Origin of the sequence: Achromobacter sp. ACM03 (assembly GCF_014851665.1) — a bacterium.
In the GTDB taxonomy this organism is placed as follows: domain Bacteria; phylum Pseudomonadota; class Gammaproteobacteria; order Burkholderiales; family Burkholderiaceae_B; genus Achromobacter; species Achromobacter aegrifaciens.
On record NZ_JACVAD010000005.1, the window covers coordinates 330,225 to 348,659 of the forward strand.

Consider the following 18,435-nt stretch of genomic DNA (forward strand, 5'->3'; position numbering starts at 1 on the left):
ATGACGATCGCCGATGCCACGCTGGTGGCCGCGTTCGCGCGCCTGTGGAGTCAGCCGCAATGGGCCGGGCGGCCAGCCATCGTGACCGCGGACGGCGCCTTGACGTATGCGGGCTTGCAGCGCGAGGTCGGGCGCATCGCGGGCGGCTTGCGCGCCGCCGGCGTGGCGCGCGGCAGCCAGGTGGCGATCGCGATGGAGCGGTCGCAGGCGCAGGTGCTGGCGATCCTGGGCGTGATGGCGGCGGGCGCCTGCCCGTGTCCCCTGGAGCCGCGCCTGTCGGACGCCGAGACCGCCAGGCGCGTGGCGGCGGTGGGTCTGGGCTGGATGCTGCACGACGCGGCCAACGCGGCCACGGCCCGGGCCAGCGGCCTGGCGCCGCAACACCTGCTGGACGCCGCCGCCGTGGCGCAAGGCCCGCTGGATTGGACGGGCAGCGGCGAGGCCGAGCCCGGCGACGCGGGCCTGCTGCTTTTCACTTCCGGCAGCACCGGCAATCCCAAGGGCGTGCTGTTGAGCCACCGCGGGCTGGCGAACAACGCGCGCGGGGTGCTGGCGCACACGGGCTTGACGCCGGCAGACCGGCTCCTGCACGTGATGCCGCTGCATCACACCAACGCGCTCAACAACCAGATCTTCGCGCCGTTGCTGGCGGGCGCCAGCGTGGCGCTGGCGGGGCGCTTCCGGGCCGAAGACATGCCGGGCTTGCTGCGCGCGTTCCGGCCCACCCTCATCACCGGCGTGCCCACCATGTATGCGCGCATGCTGGAACTGGAGTTCGACCCCGCAAGCCTGGCCGCGTTGCGCTTCGCGCGCTGCGGTTCGGCGCCCATCACCGAAGCGCTGCACCGGCGCATCGAAGCCTTCCTGGGCTGCCCGCTGGTGGTGTCCTACGGCCTCTCGGAGGCCACCTGCACCTCGACCATGAACCCGCCCGCCGCGCGCCGCGTGGGGTCGGTGGGCACGGTGCTGGCCGGCCAGAGCGTGACCTTGCGCCTGCCGGATGGCAGCGAGGCCGCGCCGGGCGGCGAAGGCGAGATCTGCATCGCGGGCGACAGCCTGATGCTGGGCTATGTGGGCGTGGACAGCGCCGACGCGGGCGCGCCGCAGCTGTTGCGCACTGGAGACTTGGGGCGTTTCGACGAGCAGGGCTACCTGAGCATCACCGGCCGCATCAAGGACGTGATCATCCGCGGCGGCGAGAACATATCGCCGGCGCTGATCGAGGGGGTAGTGACGGGCCTGCCGGGCGTGGCCGCCTGCTGCGTGGTGGGCGCGCCCGACGAGGACCTGGGCGAAGTGCCCGTGATCTTCGTGCAGCGCGCGGGCGAGGCCGCGCCGGATGCGCCCGGCATACAGGCCGAGGTGCTGGCGCGCCTGGGCCGCATCTACGTGCCGCGCGAGGTGTTGTGGATCGAGCGCCTGCCCGAGAACGCGGTGGGCAAGGTCGACCGCAAGGCGCTGGCGCGGCAGCTCGCGCCCGCCAGCCTGCGTCCATGAAGCGTAGGGACGCCTCGGGCGTCCCGTTACGCTATTCGACCTTGCCGATCCGGTTGACCGCTGTCTCCAGCGAGGCCGTGTCCTGCTTCCAGTATGCGTCGAACGCGGGCGCGTCCAGGTACTGCACGGGGCTCCCAGTGCCGGCGATGCGCGCCTGGACTTCGGGATTGCTGGCGACGTCCTTGACGGCTTGGCGCAGCTTGTCGACGACGGCCGGCGGCGTGCCGGCCAGGGCGAATACGCCTGACCACTGCACGAAGCTGATGTCGTAGCCCTGCGATTTGAAGGACGGTACGTCCGGCAGGCTGTCGAGCTTGCCGTCGCCCCAATGCGCCAGCGCCTTGACGCGCCCCGCCTGGATCAGCTGCATGACGCTGGACGGCCCGGTGGCCAGGGCATCGACCTGGCCGCCTACCAGCGCCTGCACTGCGGGGCCGGCGCCGGTGAAGGGCACATGCATCATCTTGATGCCGGCCGCGCTCTGCAGCATTTCCATCGGCACGTGCATGGTGCCGTAGATGCCGGAAGAGCCGTAGCTGAACTTGCCGGACTGCTTCTTCGCCGCGTCGACGAATTCCTGCAGCGTCTTGTACGGCGCGTCCGCGCGCACCACCAGCACGGTGGGATCGGCGGTGATGCGCGCAATCGGCACGAACTGGTCCAGCTGATAGGCCGGCTTGCGTTCCAGCAGGCGGTCGGCTGCGGGCAGGATGGAAATCGACGACAGGCTCATCAGCAGCGTATAGCCGTCGGGCTTGGCGCGCCCGGCCTGGCCGATGCCGATGGCGCCGCCCGCGCCGCCCTTGTTTTCGATGACCACGGCCTGGCCCAGCCTGTCGCCCATGGCCTGGGCCAGCGGCCGCGCGATCGTGTCGGCGACGCCGCCGGGCGGGAAGGGCACCACCATGGTCACGGGGCGTTCAGGGTAGCCGGCAGCCAGCGCATTCGCGGCTCCCAGCCATAGCAAGGCGGCCGCGGCCGCCCGGTAGCAACGCAGATTCATGTCTCACTCCTTGTGCTTCCTGCTGCCGAGCCGCCCCGTGTTCATTCCGGGGCTTGTACTCAGACGAAGCGGTTTTCGATATGTCCGATGCCGTCGATTTCCACGCGCACCACGTCGCCGTGCTTGAGGAACCGAGGCGGGTTCAGGCCCTGGCCCACGCCGGCCGGCGTGCCGGTGGCGATGACGTCGCCCGGATACAGCGTGATGCCGCGCGAGCAGGTTTCGATCAGCGTGGGGATGTCGAAGATCAGGTCCTCGGTATTGCCGTCCTGGCGCAGTTCGCCGTTGACCCAGCAGCGCACGCGGGTCTTCTGGCCGTCCAGCTCATCGGCCGTCACCAGCCAGGGGCCCATGGGGCAGAAGGTGTCGAAGGACTTGCCCAGATCCCATTGCTGGTGGCGCATCTGCACGTCGCGCGCGGTAACGTCGTTGACCACCGTGTAGCCGATCACGTGGCTCATGGCCTCGGCGCGGGAAATGTTGCGACCGCCCTTGCCGATGACCACCGCCAGTTCGGCTTCGTAGTCGATCTTGTCGGACACGCCCACGGGCAGTTGCACGTCGGCCCAGGGGCCGACCACGGTCTGCGGCACCTTGGTGAACACGATGGGCCAGGATTCGGGATTGGCGTCGTTGTCCTTGAAAACCGAGTCGCGCAGTTCCTTGGCGTGGGCGTGGTAGTTGCGGCCCACGCAGAACAGGTTGCGCCGCTGCGCCGGCAGCGGCGCTTCATGTTCCACCTGGTCCCAACCGTAGGACGAGCCGATCTTGCCCGGCAGGGCGCGGCCTTCGGCCAGCCACTCCACGGCGGTCAGCGCGCCGGCCGCTGCGAGTTCGCGCGGGAAGTCCAGGGCGGTCACGCTGCCGCCGTCGTCGGAAACCACGCCGATGCGGCGTTCACCGTTGATCCGGAATACTGCAATCTTCATGCTTGCTCCCTGGGCGGTCCGGCCGCCCGTGCTTAATACCAAAAAGTACCAATTGAGTGAATAGTCAGGCCCAATTGCGGAGAAGGATATACCAAATAAACCAATTTTCCTAACAGGATTAATAGTTTTTAGGCGTGTATTGGTCTGTTTTGGTATCATCTGGCCGCTAGCCATTCTGGGACGGTCCATGGACAAAGCTTCCGCCTTGCGCGCGGTCATCATTGAAAATCTGCAATCCGGCGCCTGGCCCGCCGGCCATCGCCTGCCCACGGAACGCGCCCTGAGCGAACAATTCGGCATCAGCCGTTCAACGGTGCGCCGCACCCTGGCCGACTTGAAGGTCGAAGGCTTGATTTCGCAGCGCGTGGGTAGCGGCACCTACGCCAATCCGCCCTCGGTCCTGGCGCAGGCCGAAGGGCTGCTGCGCACCGAAGTGCTGTCCACCAGCCCGGCCGAACTGATGGCGGCGCGCTTGGTGCTGGAACCGGCGATTGCGGCCTTGGTAGTGCAGCATGGCAGCCCGGCCGATTTCGCCGCCATGCAGGACGCCTGCGCGCGGGCCGAGGCCGCCGACAGCTTCGAAGCGTTCGAGATCTGGGACGCCAAATTGCACGAATTGATGGCCACGGCCACGCACAATCTCTTCATCGAAAAAGTGTTCGCCCTGATGACGGCGGCGCGCTCGCAGGCGACCTGGGGCGCCTTGAAGCGCAGGAGCCTGACGCCCGAGCGGCGCCAGGCCTATCAGGTCGAGCATCGCGAGATCGTCGATGCGCTGCATGACCGGGACGCCGAACGGGCCATGGAGGCCGTGCGGCGGCATCTGCTGCACGTGAGGGACAACCTGCTGGGCTAGGGGTCGCAGCGTCCGCAGGCCGCAGGGGACTGCGGCGCGGCCGGGTCTTGGCCGCAGGCAAGAGCGGCCGGCGCGGGATGCGCGCCTCAGGGCTGCGCGCGCAGCCTGGCCAGTTCGGCGGAAAGCTCGGCCACCAGGGCCTGGGCGCGCGCCAGCGGATCGTGGCCCTCGGGCGAGGGCTCCGCGGGCGTGTCGGGCGTCTGCAACCGGGGCTGCACGCTTTCATGACCCATGCTGACGTCCACGTCGAACACCAGTTGTTCGGCGCGGTGCCAGGTGGTGAACCATTCCAGGGGGCGGCCATGCTGGTCCATGCCCTGGCCTTGCAGCATCAGCAACGGCGTGCCGGCTTGCGTGCCCAGCAGTTCCGCCAGCGTCTGGTCGGCGGCAACCGCCCGGATCTGATTGCGCCCGGCGCCTGGACGCAGGCCGAAGCGGCGCGTCAGCACGCCATGCAGGGACGCGTCGGCGAGATCTTCGGCGCGCAGGCCCGGTACCGCGTCGGCGGGCAGCCAGGTGCGTACGTAGGCCAGCGGCGCGTCGGCCACATGGCGTAGACGCTCCAGCATCAGCAATTGCGTGGTGCCGAAGAAGGCGGCTACGTCGGCGGGCGGCTCGGCGCGCGCGAACGCGAGCACGCGGGTCTGCAGGGCCACGCCGGACTGCGCGAACTGCTCGTACAGGCCGGTGGAGCGCTGTACCAGCCGGCGGTGTTCCTGGGGCGCGGCCACGCTGGCGGGACGCCCGGTTTCGCGCTGGATCAGGCCTTCGGTGGCCAGGGCCGCCAGCGCCTGGCGCACCACGCTGCGCGCCACGCCGAAGCGTTCGCACAGCGCCGCCTCGCTGGGCAGCACGGCGCCGGCCGCGAGCTTGTTCGTGCGGATGTATCCGCGCAGCAGGGTCGCCACCTGGGCGTGCAGCGGGATATCGCCGGAGCGATCAAGTACGGGCAATGCGTCGTGCGTGGCGGGCGCCATGGGAATCAACCTCCGGTTTGTGCCCGCGCAGTTTCCCACACATGCGTCCAGCCCGGGGCCAGATGCGCGGCGCGCTCGGCGGCCAGGATCAGGCTGTCCTCGCGGGCGATGCCGCGGCCGGCAATGTCGAAGGCGGTGCCGTGGTCGACGGACACGCGCACGACGGGCAGGCCCACCGTGATGTTGACGCCGTCGTCGCCGTAGACCGCCTTGAAGGGCGCGTGGCCCTGGTCGTGGTAACAGGCGATCACGAACTTCCACTTGCCGCGCACGGCTTGCGGGAACAGCGCGTCGGCCGGAATCGGGCCTGCGGCCAGGATGCCGGCGGCATTGGCTTCGGCCACCGCGGGCGCCAGGATGTCGGCGTCTTCGGTGCCGAAGATGCCGTTTTCGCCGGCATGCGGATTCAGGCCTGAGACTGCCACCGGCTGGTCGCCGCGGCCCAGCGCCTTGGCGAACGAGCCGGCCAGGCGCAGCACTGCGCGCATGCGCGCAGGGGTCAGGTCTTCGATGGCCTGGCGCAGCGACACGTGAGTGGTGGCGTGGAAAATGTAGAGGTCGCCGGCCGACAGCACCAGCGAGAAGGTCTTGACGCCGAACTCGTGCGCCAGCAGTTCGGTGTGGCCGGGCCACTTGTGGCCGGCGGCGTGCATGGCCGCCTTGTTCAGCGGGGCGGTGACGATGCCGTCGACCTCGCCGGCGCGCGCCAGGGCGCAGGCCGTGGTGACAAAGCGCACCGAGCCGTCGCCCGCGTCCGCGCTGATCTCGCCCAGCTTTACATGCGCCAGCGACGGGCCGGCCTGCAGCACTTCGATCGTGCCGGGCGTGTTGGCGCAGTCGGCCGCGCGGTCCAGCTTGCGCACGATGGCGGGGTCGCCGCCCAGGCCGCGCACGGCGTTGGCCATCACGTCGACGTCGCCGACCACGAGCAGGCGGGCCTTCTGGCGCAGTTCGTCATGGCCCATCAGCATCTTGGCCGTGATTTCCGGCCCGATGCCCGCCACGTCGCCCAGGGTTACGGCCAGCAGGGGCAGTTTGCCCGGTTGGGGTTGTGTCATCGCTTGAATCTCCTGTCGCGGATCGCGCGCACCGCGCGAACCAGTACATCTTCGGTGCCAAAGCCGCCGGCCTTGGTCACCACGGGCAGGCCGGCGGCCGTGCCTCCGGTCAGCGTGCCCAAAGGCACGCCGCCCATCACTTCATCCACCAGCGCGATGCCGCGGGCGCCCAGCGCCACCAGCACGCTGCGCGCGCCGTCGCCGCCGGTGGCGACCACGCCGGCCGCGTTCGCGCTGGCGATCAATTGCGCGGCCAGGCCGCCCAGGCGTTCGGCGACGGTCTCGGAATCCAGGCCGTCCAACTGGCCTTCGGGCGCCAGCAGCAGCACCGTGCCGGCTTGCACGGGCGACCGGGCATGCGCCTGCAGCAGCGGCTGGCTCCAGGCCTGCCATGCTGCGTCGTCGGCCAATTGGGCCAGCGAGGGCGTCCAGGTGTCGGCGCCCGAGGCTTGCAGAGCCGCGGCTTGTGCGCGTGCCGCGCTGTGCTGCGAGGTCACCACCACCACGACCGGCGCGGTCTGGTCGGCGCCGGCCCAAACGCGGGCCAGCGGTACGGCAAGGCCGCCCGCGCCCACGGGCAGGGCGTGCACGCCCAGCAAGCCGATGGCGCGCGCCAGGCGTTCCAGGTCGGCTTCGGTGGCGGCGTCAACCACCACGGTGTTGCCGGCCGCGCGGATGCGCGCCGCCAGCGTTTGCGGCGTGTCGCCTGCCTGCGCCGCCACATGGGCGCAGCCCAGCAGGGTGGGGATATGGCTTTCGGTCACGGGGGTGACCGGATCGGTGGCCGCCGAGGTCTCGGTGACCGGCTTGCCATTGACGTAGAGCACGCCTTGTTCGACGGTGCGGCCGGTGGCCGGGAAAGCCGGGCATATCACCGCAATGGTGTCCGGACCCCAGGCCTCGCGCGCCGCATCGATCTCGGCCTTGAAGGCGCCACGCAAGGTGGAATCCACCTTCTTGTACAGGCGTGTGACGCCGGCCGCGCGCAGGCGGCGCACGTTGTGCCAGACGACTTCGGCCGCGTCGGCGGTCGACAGGGGGCGGCTGTTGGTGGTGACCGCCAGCACTTCCACGCCGGCGGCGCCAGGACCGGACAGCGCCTCGTCGGCGCCGCCGATGGACAGATGGGTGTTCCAGCCGGCGCGCACGAACTGCACCGCCGTGTCGCCGGACCCGGTCAGGTCATCGGCGACGATGGCGATGGCGGGATTCAAAGCGCCTCTCCGCGCGCTTCACGCAGGGCGGGCGCGACCGTGGGGTCGGCGTCCTCGGATTTGAGTTCGCCGGCGCGCTTGAGGAAGTACGAGGCCAGCATCGGCGCCAGGATCGAACTGATCAGCACGCAGGCGGCGACCTGCGCGGTGGCGGTCGACACGTACTGCTGGAAGTTGGGGTCTGCGGCCGCCACCACGGCCGGGGTCGCGATGGCGTTGCCGGCGGTGGTGCCGGCTGCGAAGCCCAGGCCGCTCTTGCCGCCGCGGCGCAGGATGTAGCGATAGCCCAGGTAGACCAGGCCGCCGGTGATGGGGCTGATGATCAGGCCCAGGATCAGGCCGCTGACGCCGCCGGAAACCACGGCGCCCAGGTTGATGCCGGTGCCCAGCGCGAAGGCGAAGAACGGGATGACGATGTTGGGCACGGGCTTGAGCACGTCGCGCCACTTGGGGTCCAGGTTGCCGACCACCACGCCCAGCAGGAACGGCACCAGCGCCGCCACCAGGGCGATCATGGGGATGTCGGCCAGGCCCGAGGCGCCCAGGAACAGCAGGCTGAAGAAGGGGCCGTCGTTGACCGCGCTGGCCACATAGGCGCCGCGGTCGCGGGCATCTCCGTACTGGCCGGTATAGGCCAGCCACAAGCCGCCGTTGCTGTTGTCGAAGGCGGCCAGCAGCGCCAGGATGGAGACGCCCAGCACGCCGTCCAGGCCGACGTAGCTGCCCAGGATGATGATGAGGGTGGCGGGCACCAGCGTCTTCATCAGCAGGATGGTGCCGGCGGTGGCCAGGATGGGGCCGCCGGTGCGCGCATTGACCTGGGTGCCGGTGGCGAAGATCAGCAGCGCGATCAGGGGCAGGGCGCTGTTCTTGAACAGTGCCGTGGTGAACCCGCCGATCGCCAGGGCGTCGGGAGCGAAGGTGCCGATCAGGGAACCCAGGATCAGCGGCACCAGCATCAATCCACCGGGGATTTTCTGCATCGTGCCAAAAAAGGGCGAGCGGGAAGTTTCGGTCGACACTATCGGAGTCTCCAGGACGGTTTTTCTGGGTTGCAGACGTTCGAGCGCGCGTCTGTCAGACGGTTGAACAGGAATGAAAAACCGTAGTGTACGCCTGTACGTACAGCATGTACGTACAGGTTCCCAGGCCCGGAGGCAGTTCCGATTTCAGAAGCGGTAGGCGCCGCTCAGCATGACGGTGCGGCGCGCGCCGTAGAAGCAGTCGCCGCGATCCAGGCAGACCACCTCATAAGTGCGGTCCGCGATGTTGTTCACGTTCAGCGCATAGCGCCAGGGACCATTGTCGTAGCTGAGCATGGCGTCGAACAGCGTGACCGCCGGGGTTTCCGGGGCGCCACCGTCGCGGAACGCCGACAGGTAGCGCACGCCCGCGCCCACCGCGAAGCCGGGCTGGCCGGCCAGCGCGAAGCGGTACTTGCCCCACATGGAGGCGATGTGCTTGGGCTGGGCCTCAAGCTGCGGGTCCAGGTCGGTGTAGATATAGTTGGCGATCACGTCCAGTTCCTTGGTGACGCGGCCGCGCAGTTCCAGCTCCACGCCGCGGGTACGGGTCTTGCCGGCCTGGATCTGGTTGTTGGGATTGTCCGGGTCGTTGGTCTGGCGATTCTTCTCGCGCAGGTCATAGGCGGCCGCGGTGAATTCGATGTCGGCGTCCTTCGGCATGTACTTGATGCCAGCCTCCACCTGTTTGCCGCGCATGGGCTTCCAGCGCTGGTTGTAGAAGTCGGCGCCGGCGATGGGCGTGAACGATTCGCTGTAGCTGAGGTAGGGCGACCAGCCGTTGTCAGCGGCATACATGAGGCCGAAACGCTTGGTGGTGGCCATGTCGGTTTCCCGGTCCTGGCCTTCGGTGGTGCTGTCGGCGCGGTCGCGGCGGATGCCGGCCAGGAAAATCCAGTTCTTGTCGAATTTGATCTGGTCCTGCGCGTAGAAGCCGATCTGCTGCTGATTGATCTTGGGGTTGTCCGACAGTTCGTACTCGGGCACGTTGCCGTACACGGGGTGGTACAGGTTCAGCGGCGAGCCCGCGCCGCTGGCCGTCTGGCTGGTCTCGCGGTAGCGCGAATAATCCATGCCGAAGATCACCGTGTGCTCCGTGCGGCCCCAATTCAGCTTGCCTTCCACGTTCTGGTCCGCCAGCAACGTGCGCATGCGCGGCTTGTTGACATAGAAAATGCGGTCGACGGTGGTTTGTTCCGGATCGATGTAGGAATCGCCGCGGCGCGCGCCGTAGACGTTGGGATAGAGCGTCTTGTAGTCGACGCTGCTGACCGTATTGCGGAAGTTCTGCCGCACTTTCCAGGTGTCGTTGAACTGATGCTCGAACAGCCAGCCGACGCTGAACTGCTCAGTGTCGTAGGCGTCGAAGCCCGGTTCGCTGGCGAAACGCCGGGTCGGGATGCGGCCGTTGGGATTTTCCTGCACCGAGCCGCTCCAAGGCAGGAAGGATTGCGTGGTGCCCGCGCGATCCTTCTGCCAGGTGGCCTGCAGCGTCAGCGAAGTGGCTGCGCTGGGGCGCCAGGTCAGGGACGGCGCCAGCATCAGGCGGTCGTCCGGCGCGTATTGGACCTGGGTATCGCTGTCGCGTCCCACGGCGATCACGCGGTACAGCCATTGGCCATCCTCGCTGGCCGGACCCGTTAGGTCGGCCTGGATTTCGCGGCGGTTGTGGTTGCCCAGCACCACGCCGATCTCGCGCTGCGTTTCCTCCAGAGGGCGCTTGCTGACCAGGTTGACGATGCCGCCCGTGCTGCCCTGTCCGTACAGCATCGAGGCGGGGCCGCGCAGCACTTCCACGCGCTCCATCGCATAGACCTCGGTGCGCGGGTTGTTGAAACTGAAGTACTGGCGCAGGCCGTCCAGGTACTGCACCGGCTCCACGCCCCGGACGCGCACGTAGTCGGCGCGGTTGTCCACGCCATACGCGTTGGGGCGCACGCCGGCCGCGTAGTTCATGGTGTCCTGGATGTTCTGCGCGCCCTGGTCCACGATCTGTTCACGCGGGATCACGGTGATGGCCTGCGGCGTTTCGGACAAGGGCGTGTCGGTCTTGGTCGCGGTGGCGCTGCGCGTGGCGACGTAGCCTTCTACCGGACTGGTCGCGGTTTCGCCGGTGCCGGTGACCTGCACGGCGGGCAGGATGGTGGCGGGTTCGCCGGATGCGGCGGGCTGGGCCTGCGCTGCGGCGCCCATGCTGGCGGCAAGCGCGGCGGCAGCAGGCAACAGGACCAGCGGCCGCGCGCGCCGGGCGGCGGGATCAGGGTGGCGTTTCAATGGATTTCCCCTTCGGCCTGAGTTCGGCCGATTTTGGATGCAAATGACAACGATAACTATTATTAATTTAATAGATCAAGGATGTCAGAAAATCCGCGGTCCGCAGATGTAAAAAAGCCGTGCAAAGCTTGCCGGGCGGTAAGGTGGACGACGAAAAACGCCGTCCTATCAGTAGCTTGGCGAGGTCTGGGAAAGGCGCGAGGGAGCCGCTCGCCTGTTGGCGAGGCGCGACAGAACGGCTCAGGCGTGGCGCGGCCGGCGGGTGCCGCCGTCGCGCCGGCTGGCTTTTTCCGAGACGATATTGCCCTCGGCCATGCGACGGCCGCGCTGTTCGATGCGGCCCAGAAGGTCGCGCAGCAAGGCGACCTCGTCGGCGCTCAGGTCCTGCACCAGCAGGTCGTTCAGGTGCGAGACTTCGGGCAGCAAGGCGTCGTACAGGGTGCTGCCTTCGGCCGTGGCTTCCACACGCACCACGCGGCGGTCGGCGCTGTCGTGCAGGCGGCGCAGCCAGCCTTTTTCGCATAGCGCGCCCAGGGTGCGCGAGGTGCGCGCCAGATCCAGTTTTGCAGCGGCCGCCAGTTCAGCCGAACTCATGATGCCGCCCTCGACGGCACAGGCCAGCACCCGCCATTCGCGCCGCGTGATGCCGAAGCGTCCTTCGCACAGGCGCAGGAATACGGGATTCGATTGCGACCATGCCTGGTATAGCCGGTACATCAGCATGTCCGAAAGCTGGCGCTGCCCGGACGCGGAATCGGTCGGCATGGCGTCTCCTCCTTGTGGTGTTGCAGTTCGCGCTGCATATCGTTATGGGAAGTCCTGGATTAGATCAACAAATACGGGCGTTGCTAAAGTCAATTTTCCTATTTGAGTATCGGCCAGGCAGTGACAACCATAATCGACAGCGGGCCGCTGTCTCCAGGAGTTGACCATGCGTAAATGGATATCGGGCGCTGCCGCGGCGGCAATACTTGCGGGGGCCGCACCGTTGGCCGGCGCGCAGCAGGCCCCGCTGGACGGGACGCTGACGGTGGTGGTGGGTTATCCGCCAGGCGGCAGTTCGGACCGCATTGCGCGGCTGGTCGCGGACCGGCTCAAGGATCGGGTAGGCGTGCCCGTGGTGGTCGAGAACAAGACGGGGGCGGGCGGCCGCATCGCGGCGCAGGCCCTGCACACGGCGCCGGCCGGCCAGAACGTGCTGATGCTCGCGAACCCGGCCGTGATGGTGGTGGCGCCGCTGGTCTATGCCCAACCGGGCTACGACGCGCAGCGCGACTTCAAGCCCGTGTCGCTGGTCAGCAGCTATAAATTTGCGATGGCGGTGGCGGCGAATTCGCCGATCCAGGACCTGGCTGGCCTGCGGCAGTGGCTGAAGGCGAACCCCAAGCAGTTCGCCGTCGGCGTGCCGGCCACCGGCAGCCTGCCGCACTTCTTTGCGCTGATGCTGGGACGCGAACTGGGCCAGGAGCCGGAAGTGGTCGGATACCGCGGATCGGCGCCGCTGATTTCCGAATTGATAGGCGGCATCCTGCCGCAGGGCATAGACACGCTGGACACCTTGCTGCCGCAGCACCGCGCCGGCAAGATCCGCATCCTCGCCGTGTCCGGCGAGGCGCGCGATGCCGAACTCAAGGACGTGCCCACCTTCAAGGAAAGCGGGGTGAACCTTGCGGCAAACGGCTGGAATGCCTTCTTCGCACCGGCAGCGATGCCGCAGGCCAAGGCGGACAGGCTGGGCGCGGACATCGCGGCGGTGTTGCGTGAGCCCGCCATGCAGGAGGCCGTGCGCGCAGCCTACCTGGAGCCGGTATCGCTGGATGCGCGCGGCACAGCCGACGCCTTGACTGCGTACCGCGAGCAGTGGGAGCCCGTGGTGCGTGCATCCGGCTTCACGGCCACGCAATAGGAGGACGACGATGAGCGATGTGCAGAACGTGCTGTTCATCATGGCCGACCAACTGCGGGCCGACCACCTGAGCTGTTATGGCCATCCTTATCTGCAGACGCCCAGCCTGGATGCGCTGGCCGCGCGCGGGGTGCGCTTTGACCGCGCCTTCGTGAACTCGGGCGTGTGCGGGCCTTCGCGCATGAGCTACTACACCGGCCGCTATCCCTCGCGCCACGGTGCCACCTGGAACCGCGTGCCGTTGTCGGTCAACGAGATCACGCTGGGCGAATACCTGGCGGGGCAGGGCCGCGAACTGGCTCTGGCCGGCAAGACTCACATCATCCCCGACAAGGCCGGCATGGAGCGGCTGTCGATCGATGGTTCCTCGGAGCTGGGCGCGCTGCTTGGCCGCGGCGGTTTCACCGAACTGGACCGCTACGACGGCCACCACACGCCGGGCGACGAAAGCGGCTATCCCGCCTTTCTGCGGCGCCACGGCTACGACAGCGCGGACCCCTGGACCGATTACGTGATCGCCGCGGTCGACGCCGCGGGACAGGTGGTCAGCGGGTGGAACATGCGCAATGCACACCTGCCGGCGCGCGTGGCCGAGCCGCATTCCGAGACCGCCTACATGACGGACCAGGCGCTGGACTTCATGAAACGGCGCGGCAGCCAGCCCTGGGTGCTGCACCTGAGCTACGTGAAACCGCATTGGCCCTACATGGCGCCGGATCCCTACCACAAGCGCTACACCCCGGACCAATGCCTGCCAGTGCGGCGCAACCATGAAGAACTGGAGAACGCGCATCCGGTGGTCGCGGCCTACCGGCAGCAGGAAGAGAGCGTCAGCTTTTCGACCGACGAATGCGTGCGCGTGGTGCGTCCCGCCTACCAGGGCCTGATCCGGCAGCTGGACGACCATCTGGGCCGGCTGTTCGACTACATGGAAGGCGCGGGCCTGATGAAGAACACGCTCATCGTGTTCACCGCGGACCATGGCGATTTTCTCGGCGACCATTGGCTGGGCGAAAAGGAGTTGTTCTACGACACCGTGCAGCGCGTGCCCTTCATTGTCATGGACCCGTCGGCTGCGGCCGACGCCACGCGCGGCCGCGCGTTGGACGACATGGTGGAAAGCGTGGACCTGGTGCCCACGGTGCTGCGCGCGCTGGGCAAGCCCGGACCCGGCCATCGGCTGGAAGGCCGCGAATTGCAGACCTTGCTGCACGGCCGCGATGGCGCGACTCCTTGGCGCGATTGCGTGTATTCGGAGCTGGACTACAGCTTCCGGCAGGCCCGCCTGTTGTGCGGCAAGACGCCGCAGAACGCCCGCGCCTGGTCGGTGCGCACGGACCGCTGGCGCTACGTGTACTGGCTGGACGAGCGTGAACAACTTTTCGACCTGCATGCCGATCCGGACGAGTTCCAGGACCTGGGCGCGAGCAGCGCGCATGCGCAAACGCGCCTGGAGCTGCGCCAGCGGCTGCTGGAATGGATGCTGCGCGGCAAGCGCCGTACCACCATCAGCGACGAGGCCGTGGAAAAGGCGACCAACGCCCACAAGCGGGCCGGAGTGTTTTTCGGGCAGTGGTAGGCCGGGCTGGCCCCCGCCGCCGGCCCGCGTTCGGCGCGAGCCGGCGGCTGTCCAGTCTTAACCCGGCTGCCGGACTTGCGCCTGCACGGCTTCCTGCGCCGCCGGTTTCAGTTCGCGGCGCAGGATCTTGCCGACGTTGGTGCGGGGCAGGTCATCGCGGAACTCGATGTAGCGGGGCACCTTGTAGCCCGTCAGCTGCTTGCGGCAATGCGCGATCAGGGTCTCGGCGTCCAACGCCGGATCCTTGCGGATCACATACAGCTTCACGGCTTCGCCTGAGCGCTCGTCGGGCACGCCCACCGCCGCCACTTCGCGCACGCCGGGATGCAGCGCGGCCACGTCCTCGACCTCGTTGGGATAGACGTTGAAGCCGGACACCAGGATCATGTCCTTCTTGCGGTCCACCAGGAACACATAGCCCTTTTCGTCCACGTAACCCACGTCGCCGGTACGCAGGAACCCGTCGGCATACAGGACCAGCGCGGTTTCGTCGGGCCGTTGCCAGTAGCCCTGTGTGACCTGGGGACCGCGCACGCAGATTTCGCCGGTCTCGCCCACGCCCAGTTCTTGGCCCGCATCGTCGCGGATGGAAATGTCGGTGGATGGCACGGGCAGGCCGATGGAACCGGTGAACTCCTGCACGTCCAGCGGATTGATCGTGACCGCGGGCGAGGTCTCGGTCAGGCCATAGGCCTGCGCCAGCGAGCGGCCGGTGACGGCGCGCCAGCGGTCGGCCACCGAGCGCTGCACCGCCATGCCGCCGCCCATCGTCAGGCGCAGCCGCGAGAAATCCAGGCGCGCGAAATCCGGGTTGTTGAGCAGGGCGTTGAACAGCGTGTTCACGCCCGTGAAGGCCGAGAACGGCACCTTGCGCATTTCCTTGACCAGCCCGGGAATGTCGCGCGGGTTGATGATGAGCAAATTGCTGGCGCCCATCTTCATGAAGGTCAGGCAGTTCGCGGTCAGCGCGAAGATGTGATACAGCGGCAAGGCGGTCACGATGCACTCCTCGCCTTCGGTCACCAGCGGCCGGACCCAGGCATAGGCCTGGCTCAGATTGGCCACCAGATTGCCGTGGGTGAGCATGGCCGCCTTGGCCACGCCGGTGGTGCCGCCGGTGTATTGCAGGCAGGCCAGGTCGCGCTGGTCCAGTTCCACTTCCGTGAAGGGCGCGGCGGCGCCGGCGCGCAGCGCATCGCCCAGCCGGATGGCGCCGGGCAGCGACCACGCGGGCACCATGCGCTTGACGCGGCGGACCACGAAGTCCACCAGGCGTCCCTTGAGCGGTCCCAGCAGCTCGCCGATGGACGTCACCACCACGCGTTCTATCGCGGTGCCGTCCAGGGCCTTCTGCACGGTAGCGGCAAAGTTGTCGGCGACCACGATGACGCGGGCGCCCGAATCGGCCAATTGGTGCTGCAGCTCATGCGGGGTATAGAGCGGGTTGCAGTTGACCACCACGCAGCCGGCGCGCAATGCGCCGAACAGGCATACGGGGTATTGCAGCAGGTTGGGCATCATGAGCGCGACACGGTCGCCGCGGCCCAGGCCGTTGGCGTGCAGCCAGGCCGCGAAGTCGCGCGTCAGCCGGTCGAGCTCGGCGTAGCTGAGGGACTTGCCCATGCTGATGTACGAGGTCTTGTCGGCGTAGCGCCGGCAACTTTCGCGCACGACCGACACCAGCGTCGTCACGCCGTCCATTTCGATGTCCGCAGGCACGCCCGCGGGGTAGCTTTTCTGCCAGATTCGTTCCATATGCCGGATTTCCGTGTGTGGCCTGTACAGCAAGAGAGCCTTTGGCCCTAGCCGCCCAGCAGGGCTTTTTTCAGGGAGGCTTGCGCGGGTTTGTCGCCCAGCCAGACCCTCAGCAGGGCGCGCGCGAACGCGGGGCTGTCGATGCGGCCTTGCGGCTTGCCGTTATCGGTGACCGCGACGCCGCGGGCGTCGAAATCCAGGTCGACCACGTCGCCTTCGCGCACCGCGCCGATTTCCGCCATCAGGGCGGACAGGCGGGCGGCCGGCGCCTTCAGCTCGGCCAGCTCTTGCGCTGATGTATTGTCGCGCAATCCGTCCTGCAGGGCTTCGTCCAGGCTTTTGCTGTCGACGTCGCGCAGCAGCAAGAGGCGCATGCGGCGCGGCTCGTCGCTGTTGACCAGCGCAGCCGCATCGCCGCTTTTCGCGGTGGCGTACAGCGCCGCCACGTAGACCTTGACGACGAACTTGGTGCGTACGCCGGCGCCGTTCAGCACCAGCGCGCGGCCGCCTTCCGACAGGCTGTCCGGAACGCGCAGGCCGGCGACTTCGACGTCGGCGGCCTGCGCGGGGGCGCCGGCCAGGCAGGCGGCAAGCATGAGGCTCAGGGCGGCGATTCGCCCTCCGGGGATGCGACGCATGATTCTCCTCCAGTGTTCTTCTGCTTGTAGAACTTCTTGTCTGCGATATAGATCGTGCGTTCCACGACGGCGTAGACCACGCCGTCTCGGTCCTTGAGTTCCACCGTATAGGTCCGGGTGGTTTCATGGTCGCGCGCGAGGATTGCGCGGATTTCCGCGATTTCGTCAGGCGGGAGCCGGAAGTCCACATACAGCGTGGCGTACGCCGGCTTGCGGAAGCGTATGGTGGCCGCCTTGTCCCACACGATGTGGTCCGCGCCCAGCGCGGACATCAGCATCGTGGGGTGGGCGCCGTCGGTCACCGCGAACAGCGAACCGCCGTACATCGAGCCGACGATATTGCGGGTGCGCCGCAGCAGCGGCAGCTTGATGCGGATGTGATGGAAATCCGCGGATACATGCACCACTTTGCCGCCGGTGGCGCGGAACGCGGGATGCAGGTTGAAGCCCACCCGCATCAGGCGCGCCCGCCAGGTCGGCGACAGGTTCTTGAACCAATAGGGCTTCATGTTCCGCGCCGCTCCGCCTACATCGCCTCGAACAGGCCGGCCGCGCCCATGCCGGTGCCGATGCACATGGTCACCAGGCCGTACTTGCCGCCGGTGCGGCGCAGGCCGTGGGTCAGGGTGACCGTGCGGATCGCGCCCGTGGCGCCCAACGGGTGGCCTAGCGCGATTGCCCCGCCCAGCGGATTCACCTTGGCCGGATCCAGCTTCAGCTCGCGGATCACCGCCAGCGATTGGGCGGCGAAGGCCTCGTTCAGTTCGATCCAGTCCAGCGCGTCCTGGCCGATGCCGGCGCGTTGCAGCACCTTGGGGATCGCGGCGACCGGGCCGATGCCCATGACTTCGGGCGGTACGCCGGCCACGGCGAAGCCGGCAAAGCGCGCCAGCGGGCTCAGATTGAATTCGCGCAGGATGCGGTCGGACACCAGGATTACGGCTGCGGCGCCGTCGGACATCTGCGAGCTGTTGCCGGCGGTGACGCTGCCGCGCGCGGCGAACACCGGCTTCAAGCGGGCCAGCGCCTCGGCGCTGCTGTCCGGGCGGGGACCTTCGTCCGTCTCGACCAGGCGGCGCGCGACGCGCACCGTGCCGCTGGCGTCGCCGGGCTGGCGCGACACCGTTTCATAAGGCGTGATCTCGGCGCGGAAGTGGCCGGCGGCGATGGCCGCGCAGGCCTTCTGGTGCGAGGCCAGGGCGAAGGCGTCCTGGTCCTCGCGCGAGACCTTCCAGCGTTCGGCGACCTTCTCGCCGGTCAGGCCCATGCCGAAGGCCATGCCGATGTTTTCCTGGTGTTCGAAGATGGCGGGGTTCATCGACACCTTGTTGCCCATGATCTGCGGCATGGCGCTCATGGATTCGGTGCCTGCGCCGATCATGATGTCGGCCTCGCCGGTGCGGATGCGCGCCGCGGCATCGGCCACCGCCTGCAGGCCTGATGCGCAGAAGCGGTTCACGGTGACGCCGGCCACGCTTTGCGGCAGGCCGGCGAGCAACAGGCCGATGCGGGCCACGTTCATGCCTTGTTCGGCTTCCGGCATGGCGCAGCCGGCAATGACGTCATCGATGCGCGCGGCATCCAGGCCCGGGACCTGCGCCAGCGCGCCATTGAGCGCGGCGGCCAGCATGTCGTCGGGACGGGTGGTGATGTAGGCGCCGTTGCGCTTGCCCACCGGCAGGCGCGTGGCGGCGACGATGTAGGCGTCTTGAATCTGCTTGCTCATG

The 18,435-nt window shown here is 68.1% G+C and carries 16 protein-coding genes; 4 read left to right on the forward strand and 12 right to left on the reverse strand.

Translation table 11 applies throughout. The features are described from left to right. Entirely contained in the window at window positions 1–1,497 is a 1,497-nt protein-coding gene (locus tag IB257_RS23270) for a class I adenylate-forming enzyme family protein (RefSeq protein WP_192492887.1), read from the forward strand. A 31-nt stretch (window positions 1,498–1,528) separates the two neighbouring features. On the opposite strand, the gene IB257_RS23275 is transcribed toward IB257_RS23270, so the two are convergent. Both IB257_RS23275 and IB257_RS23280 read right to left on the reverse strand, forming a co-directional pair. Continuing rightward, on the reverse strand, window positions 1,529–2,500 hold the full coding sequence (locus tag IB257_RS23275) for a tripartite tricarboxylate transporter substrate binding protein (RefSeq protein WP_192492888.1): 972 nt from the start codon (window positions 2,498–2,500) through the stop codon (window positions 1,529–1,531). 59 nt (window positions 2,501–2,559) lie between these two features. Next, complete coding sequence (locus IB257_RS23280) at window positions 2,560–3,429, reverse strand: fumarylacetoacetate hydrolase family protein (protein ID WP_054453133.1); 870 nt, start codon at window positions 3,427–3,429, stop codon at window positions 2,560–2,562. Between the two features lie 187 nt (window positions 3,430–3,616). Here IB257_RS23280 and IB257_RS23285 point away from each other — a divergent pair, with 187 nt between their 5' ends. Next, entirely contained in the window at window positions 3,617–4,285 is a 669-nt protein-coding gene (locus tag IB257_RS23285) for a FadR/GntR family transcriptional regulator (protein WP_054453132.1), read from the forward strand. Window positions 4,286–4,371: 86 nt separating this feature from the next. Here the strand turns inward: IB257_RS23285 and IB257_RS23290 are convergent, their stop codons facing one another. The 6 genes from IB257_RS23290 to IB257_RS23315 form a co-directional block, all read right to left on the reverse strand. Next, a complete protein-coding gene (locus IB257_RS23290; protein WP_175164297.1) occupies window positions 4,372–5,262 on the reverse strand; it encodes a GntR family transcriptional regulator in 891 nt (296 codons plus the stop codon). Window positions 5,263–5,267: 5 nt separating this feature from the next. Continuing rightward, window positions 5,268–6,320: a 4-hydroxythreonine-4-phosphate dehydrogenase PdxA gene (pdxA, locus tag IB257_RS23295; RefSeq protein ID WP_054453127.1), complete on the reverse strand. Its 1,053-nt coding sequence runs from the start codon at window positions 6,318–6,320 to the stop codon at window positions 5,268–5,270. Continuing rightward, window positions 6,317–7,534, reverse strand: coding sequence for a D-threonate kinase (gene dtnK, locus IB257_RS23300; protein WP_192492889.1), 1,218 nt, complete (start codon window positions 7,532–7,534; stop codon window positions 6,317–6,319). Before dtnK ends, pdxA begins: the two co-directional genes overlap by 4 nt. After that, entirely contained in the window at window positions 7,531–8,556 is a 1,026-nt protein-coding gene (locus IB257_RS23305) for a 2-keto-3-deoxygluconate permease (RefSeq protein ID WP_082400881.1), read from the reverse strand. Before IB257_RS23305 ends, dtnK begins: the two co-directional genes overlap by 4 nt. Before the next feature lie 147 nt (window positions 8,557–8,703). Then, window positions 8,704–10,749 (reverse strand): TonB-dependent siderophore receptor, encoded by a 2,046-nt coding sequence (locus IB257_RS23310; RefSeq protein WP_225589118.1) that lies wholly within the window; start codon window positions 10,747–10,749, stop codon window positions 8,704–8,706. Window positions 10,750–11,070: 321 nt separating this feature from the next. Then, a complete protein-coding gene (locus IB257_RS23315) occupies window positions 11,071–11,595 on the reverse strand; it encodes a MarR family winged helix-turn-helix transcriptional regulator (protein ID WP_054453118.1) in 525 nt (174 codons plus the stop codon). Between the two features lie 166 nt (window positions 11,596–11,761). On the opposite strand from IB257_RS23315, the gene IB257_RS23320 reads away from it, so the two are divergent. Together IB257_RS23320 and IB257_RS23325 are read left to right on the forward strand one after the other, a co-directional pair. Then, window positions 11,762–12,736: a Bug family tripartite tricarboxylate transporter substrate binding protein gene (locus tag IB257_RS23320; protein ID WP_054453116.1), complete on the forward strand. Its 975-nt coding sequence runs from the start codon at window positions 11,762–11,764 to the stop codon at window positions 12,734–12,736. Window positions 12,737–12,746: 10 nt separating this feature from the next. Beyond that, a complete protein-coding gene (locus IB257_RS23325) occupies window positions 12,747–14,315 on the forward strand; it encodes a sulfatase-like hydrolase/transferase (RefSeq protein WP_192330943.1) in 1,569 nt (522 codons plus the stop codon). Window positions 14,316–14,372: 57 nt separating this feature from the next. Here the strand turns inward: IB257_RS23325 and IB257_RS23330 are convergent, their stop codons facing one another. The 4 genes from IB257_RS23330 to IB257_RS23345 are packed head-to-tail and all read right to left on the reverse strand — an operon-like array spanning window position 14,373 to window position 18,434. Beyond that, window positions 14,373–16,070, reverse strand: coding sequence for an AMP-binding protein (locus IB257_RS23330; RefSeq protein ID WP_119450037.1), 1,698 nt, complete (start codon window positions 16,068–16,070; stop codon window positions 14,373–14,375). A gap of 47 nt (window positions 16,071–16,117) precedes the next feature. Beyond that, window positions 16,118–16,708, reverse strand: a complete 591-nt coding sequence (locus IB257_RS23335) for a chalcone isomerase family protein (RefSeq protein ID WP_175181881.1) — start codon at window positions 16,706–16,708, stop codon at window positions 16,118–16,120. Next, complete coding sequence (locus tag IB257_RS23340) at window positions 16,672–17,217, reverse strand: PaaI family thioesterase (protein WP_054453108.1); 546 nt, start codon at window positions 17,215–17,217, stop codon at window positions 16,672–16,674. The genes IB257_RS23335 and IB257_RS23340 overlap by 37 nt, the downstream gene beginning before the upstream one ends. A 17-nt stretch (window positions 17,218–17,234) precedes the next feature. Continuing rightward, a complete protein-coding gene (locus tag IB257_RS23345; RefSeq protein WP_192492890.1) occupies window positions 17,235–18,434 on the reverse strand; it encodes an acetyl-CoA C-acyltransferase in 1,200 nt (399 codons plus the stop codon). Window position 18,435 lies beyond the last annotated feature (1 nt).

Excerpts from the sequence above, each read along its gene's own strand:
- IB257_RS23270 (WP_192492887.1), top strand. The coding sequence starts at position 1 with ATGACGATCGCCGATGCCACGCTGGTGGCCGCGTTCGCGCGCCTGTGG.
- IB257_RS23275 (WP_192492888.1), bottom strand. The coding sequence starts at position 2,500 with ATGAATCTGCGTTGCTACCGGGCGGCCGCGGCCGCCTTGCTATGGCTG.
- IB257_RS23280 (WP_054453133.1), bottom strand. The coding sequence starts at position 3,429 with ATGAAGATTGCAGTATTCCGGATCAACGGTGAACGCCGCATCGGCGTG.
- IB257_RS23285 (WP_054453132.1), top strand. The coding sequence starts at position 3,617 with ATGGACAAAGCTTCCGCCTTGCGCGCGGTCATCATTGAAAATCTGCAA.
- IB257_RS23290 (WP_175164297.1), bottom strand. The coding sequence starts at position 5,262 with ATGGCGCCCGCCACGCACGACGCATTGCCCGTACTTGATCGCTCCGGC.
- pdxA (WP_054453127.1), bottom strand. The coding sequence starts at position 6,320 with ATGACACAACCCCAACCGGGCAAACTGCCCCTGCTGGCCGTAACCCTG.
- IB257_RS23310 (WP_225589118.1), bottom strand. The coding sequence starts at position 10,749 with ATGGGCGCCGCAGCGCAGGCCCAGCCCGCCGCATCCGGCGAACCCGCC.
- IB257_RS23315 (WP_054453118.1), bottom strand. The coding sequence starts at position 11,595 with ATGCCGACCGATTCCGCGTCCGGGCAGCGCCAGCTTTCGGACATGCTG.
- IB257_RS23320 (WP_054453116.1), top strand. The coding sequence starts at position 11,762 with ATGCGTAAATGGATATCGGGCGCTGCCGCGGCGGCAATACTTGCGGGG.
- IB257_RS23325 (WP_192330943.1), top strand. The coding sequence starts at position 12,747 with ATGAGCGATGTGCAGAACGTGCTGTTCATCATGGCCGACCAACTGCGG.
- IB257_RS23330 (WP_119450037.1), bottom strand. The coding sequence starts at position 16,070 with ATGGAACGAATCTGGCAGAAAAGCTACCCCGCGGGCGTGCCTGCGGAC.
- IB257_RS23335 (WP_175181881.1), bottom strand. The coding sequence starts at position 16,708 with ATGCGTCGCATCCCCGGAGGGCGAATCGCCGCCCTGAGCCTCATGCTT.
- IB257_RS23340 (WP_054453108.1), bottom strand. The coding sequence starts at position 17,217 with ATGAAGCCCTATTGGTTCAAGAACCTGTCGCCGACCTGGCGGGCGCGC.
- IB257_RS23345 (WP_192492890.1), bottom strand. The coding sequence starts at position 18,434 with ATGAGCAAGCAGATTCAAGACGCCTACATCGTCGCCGCCACGCGCCTG.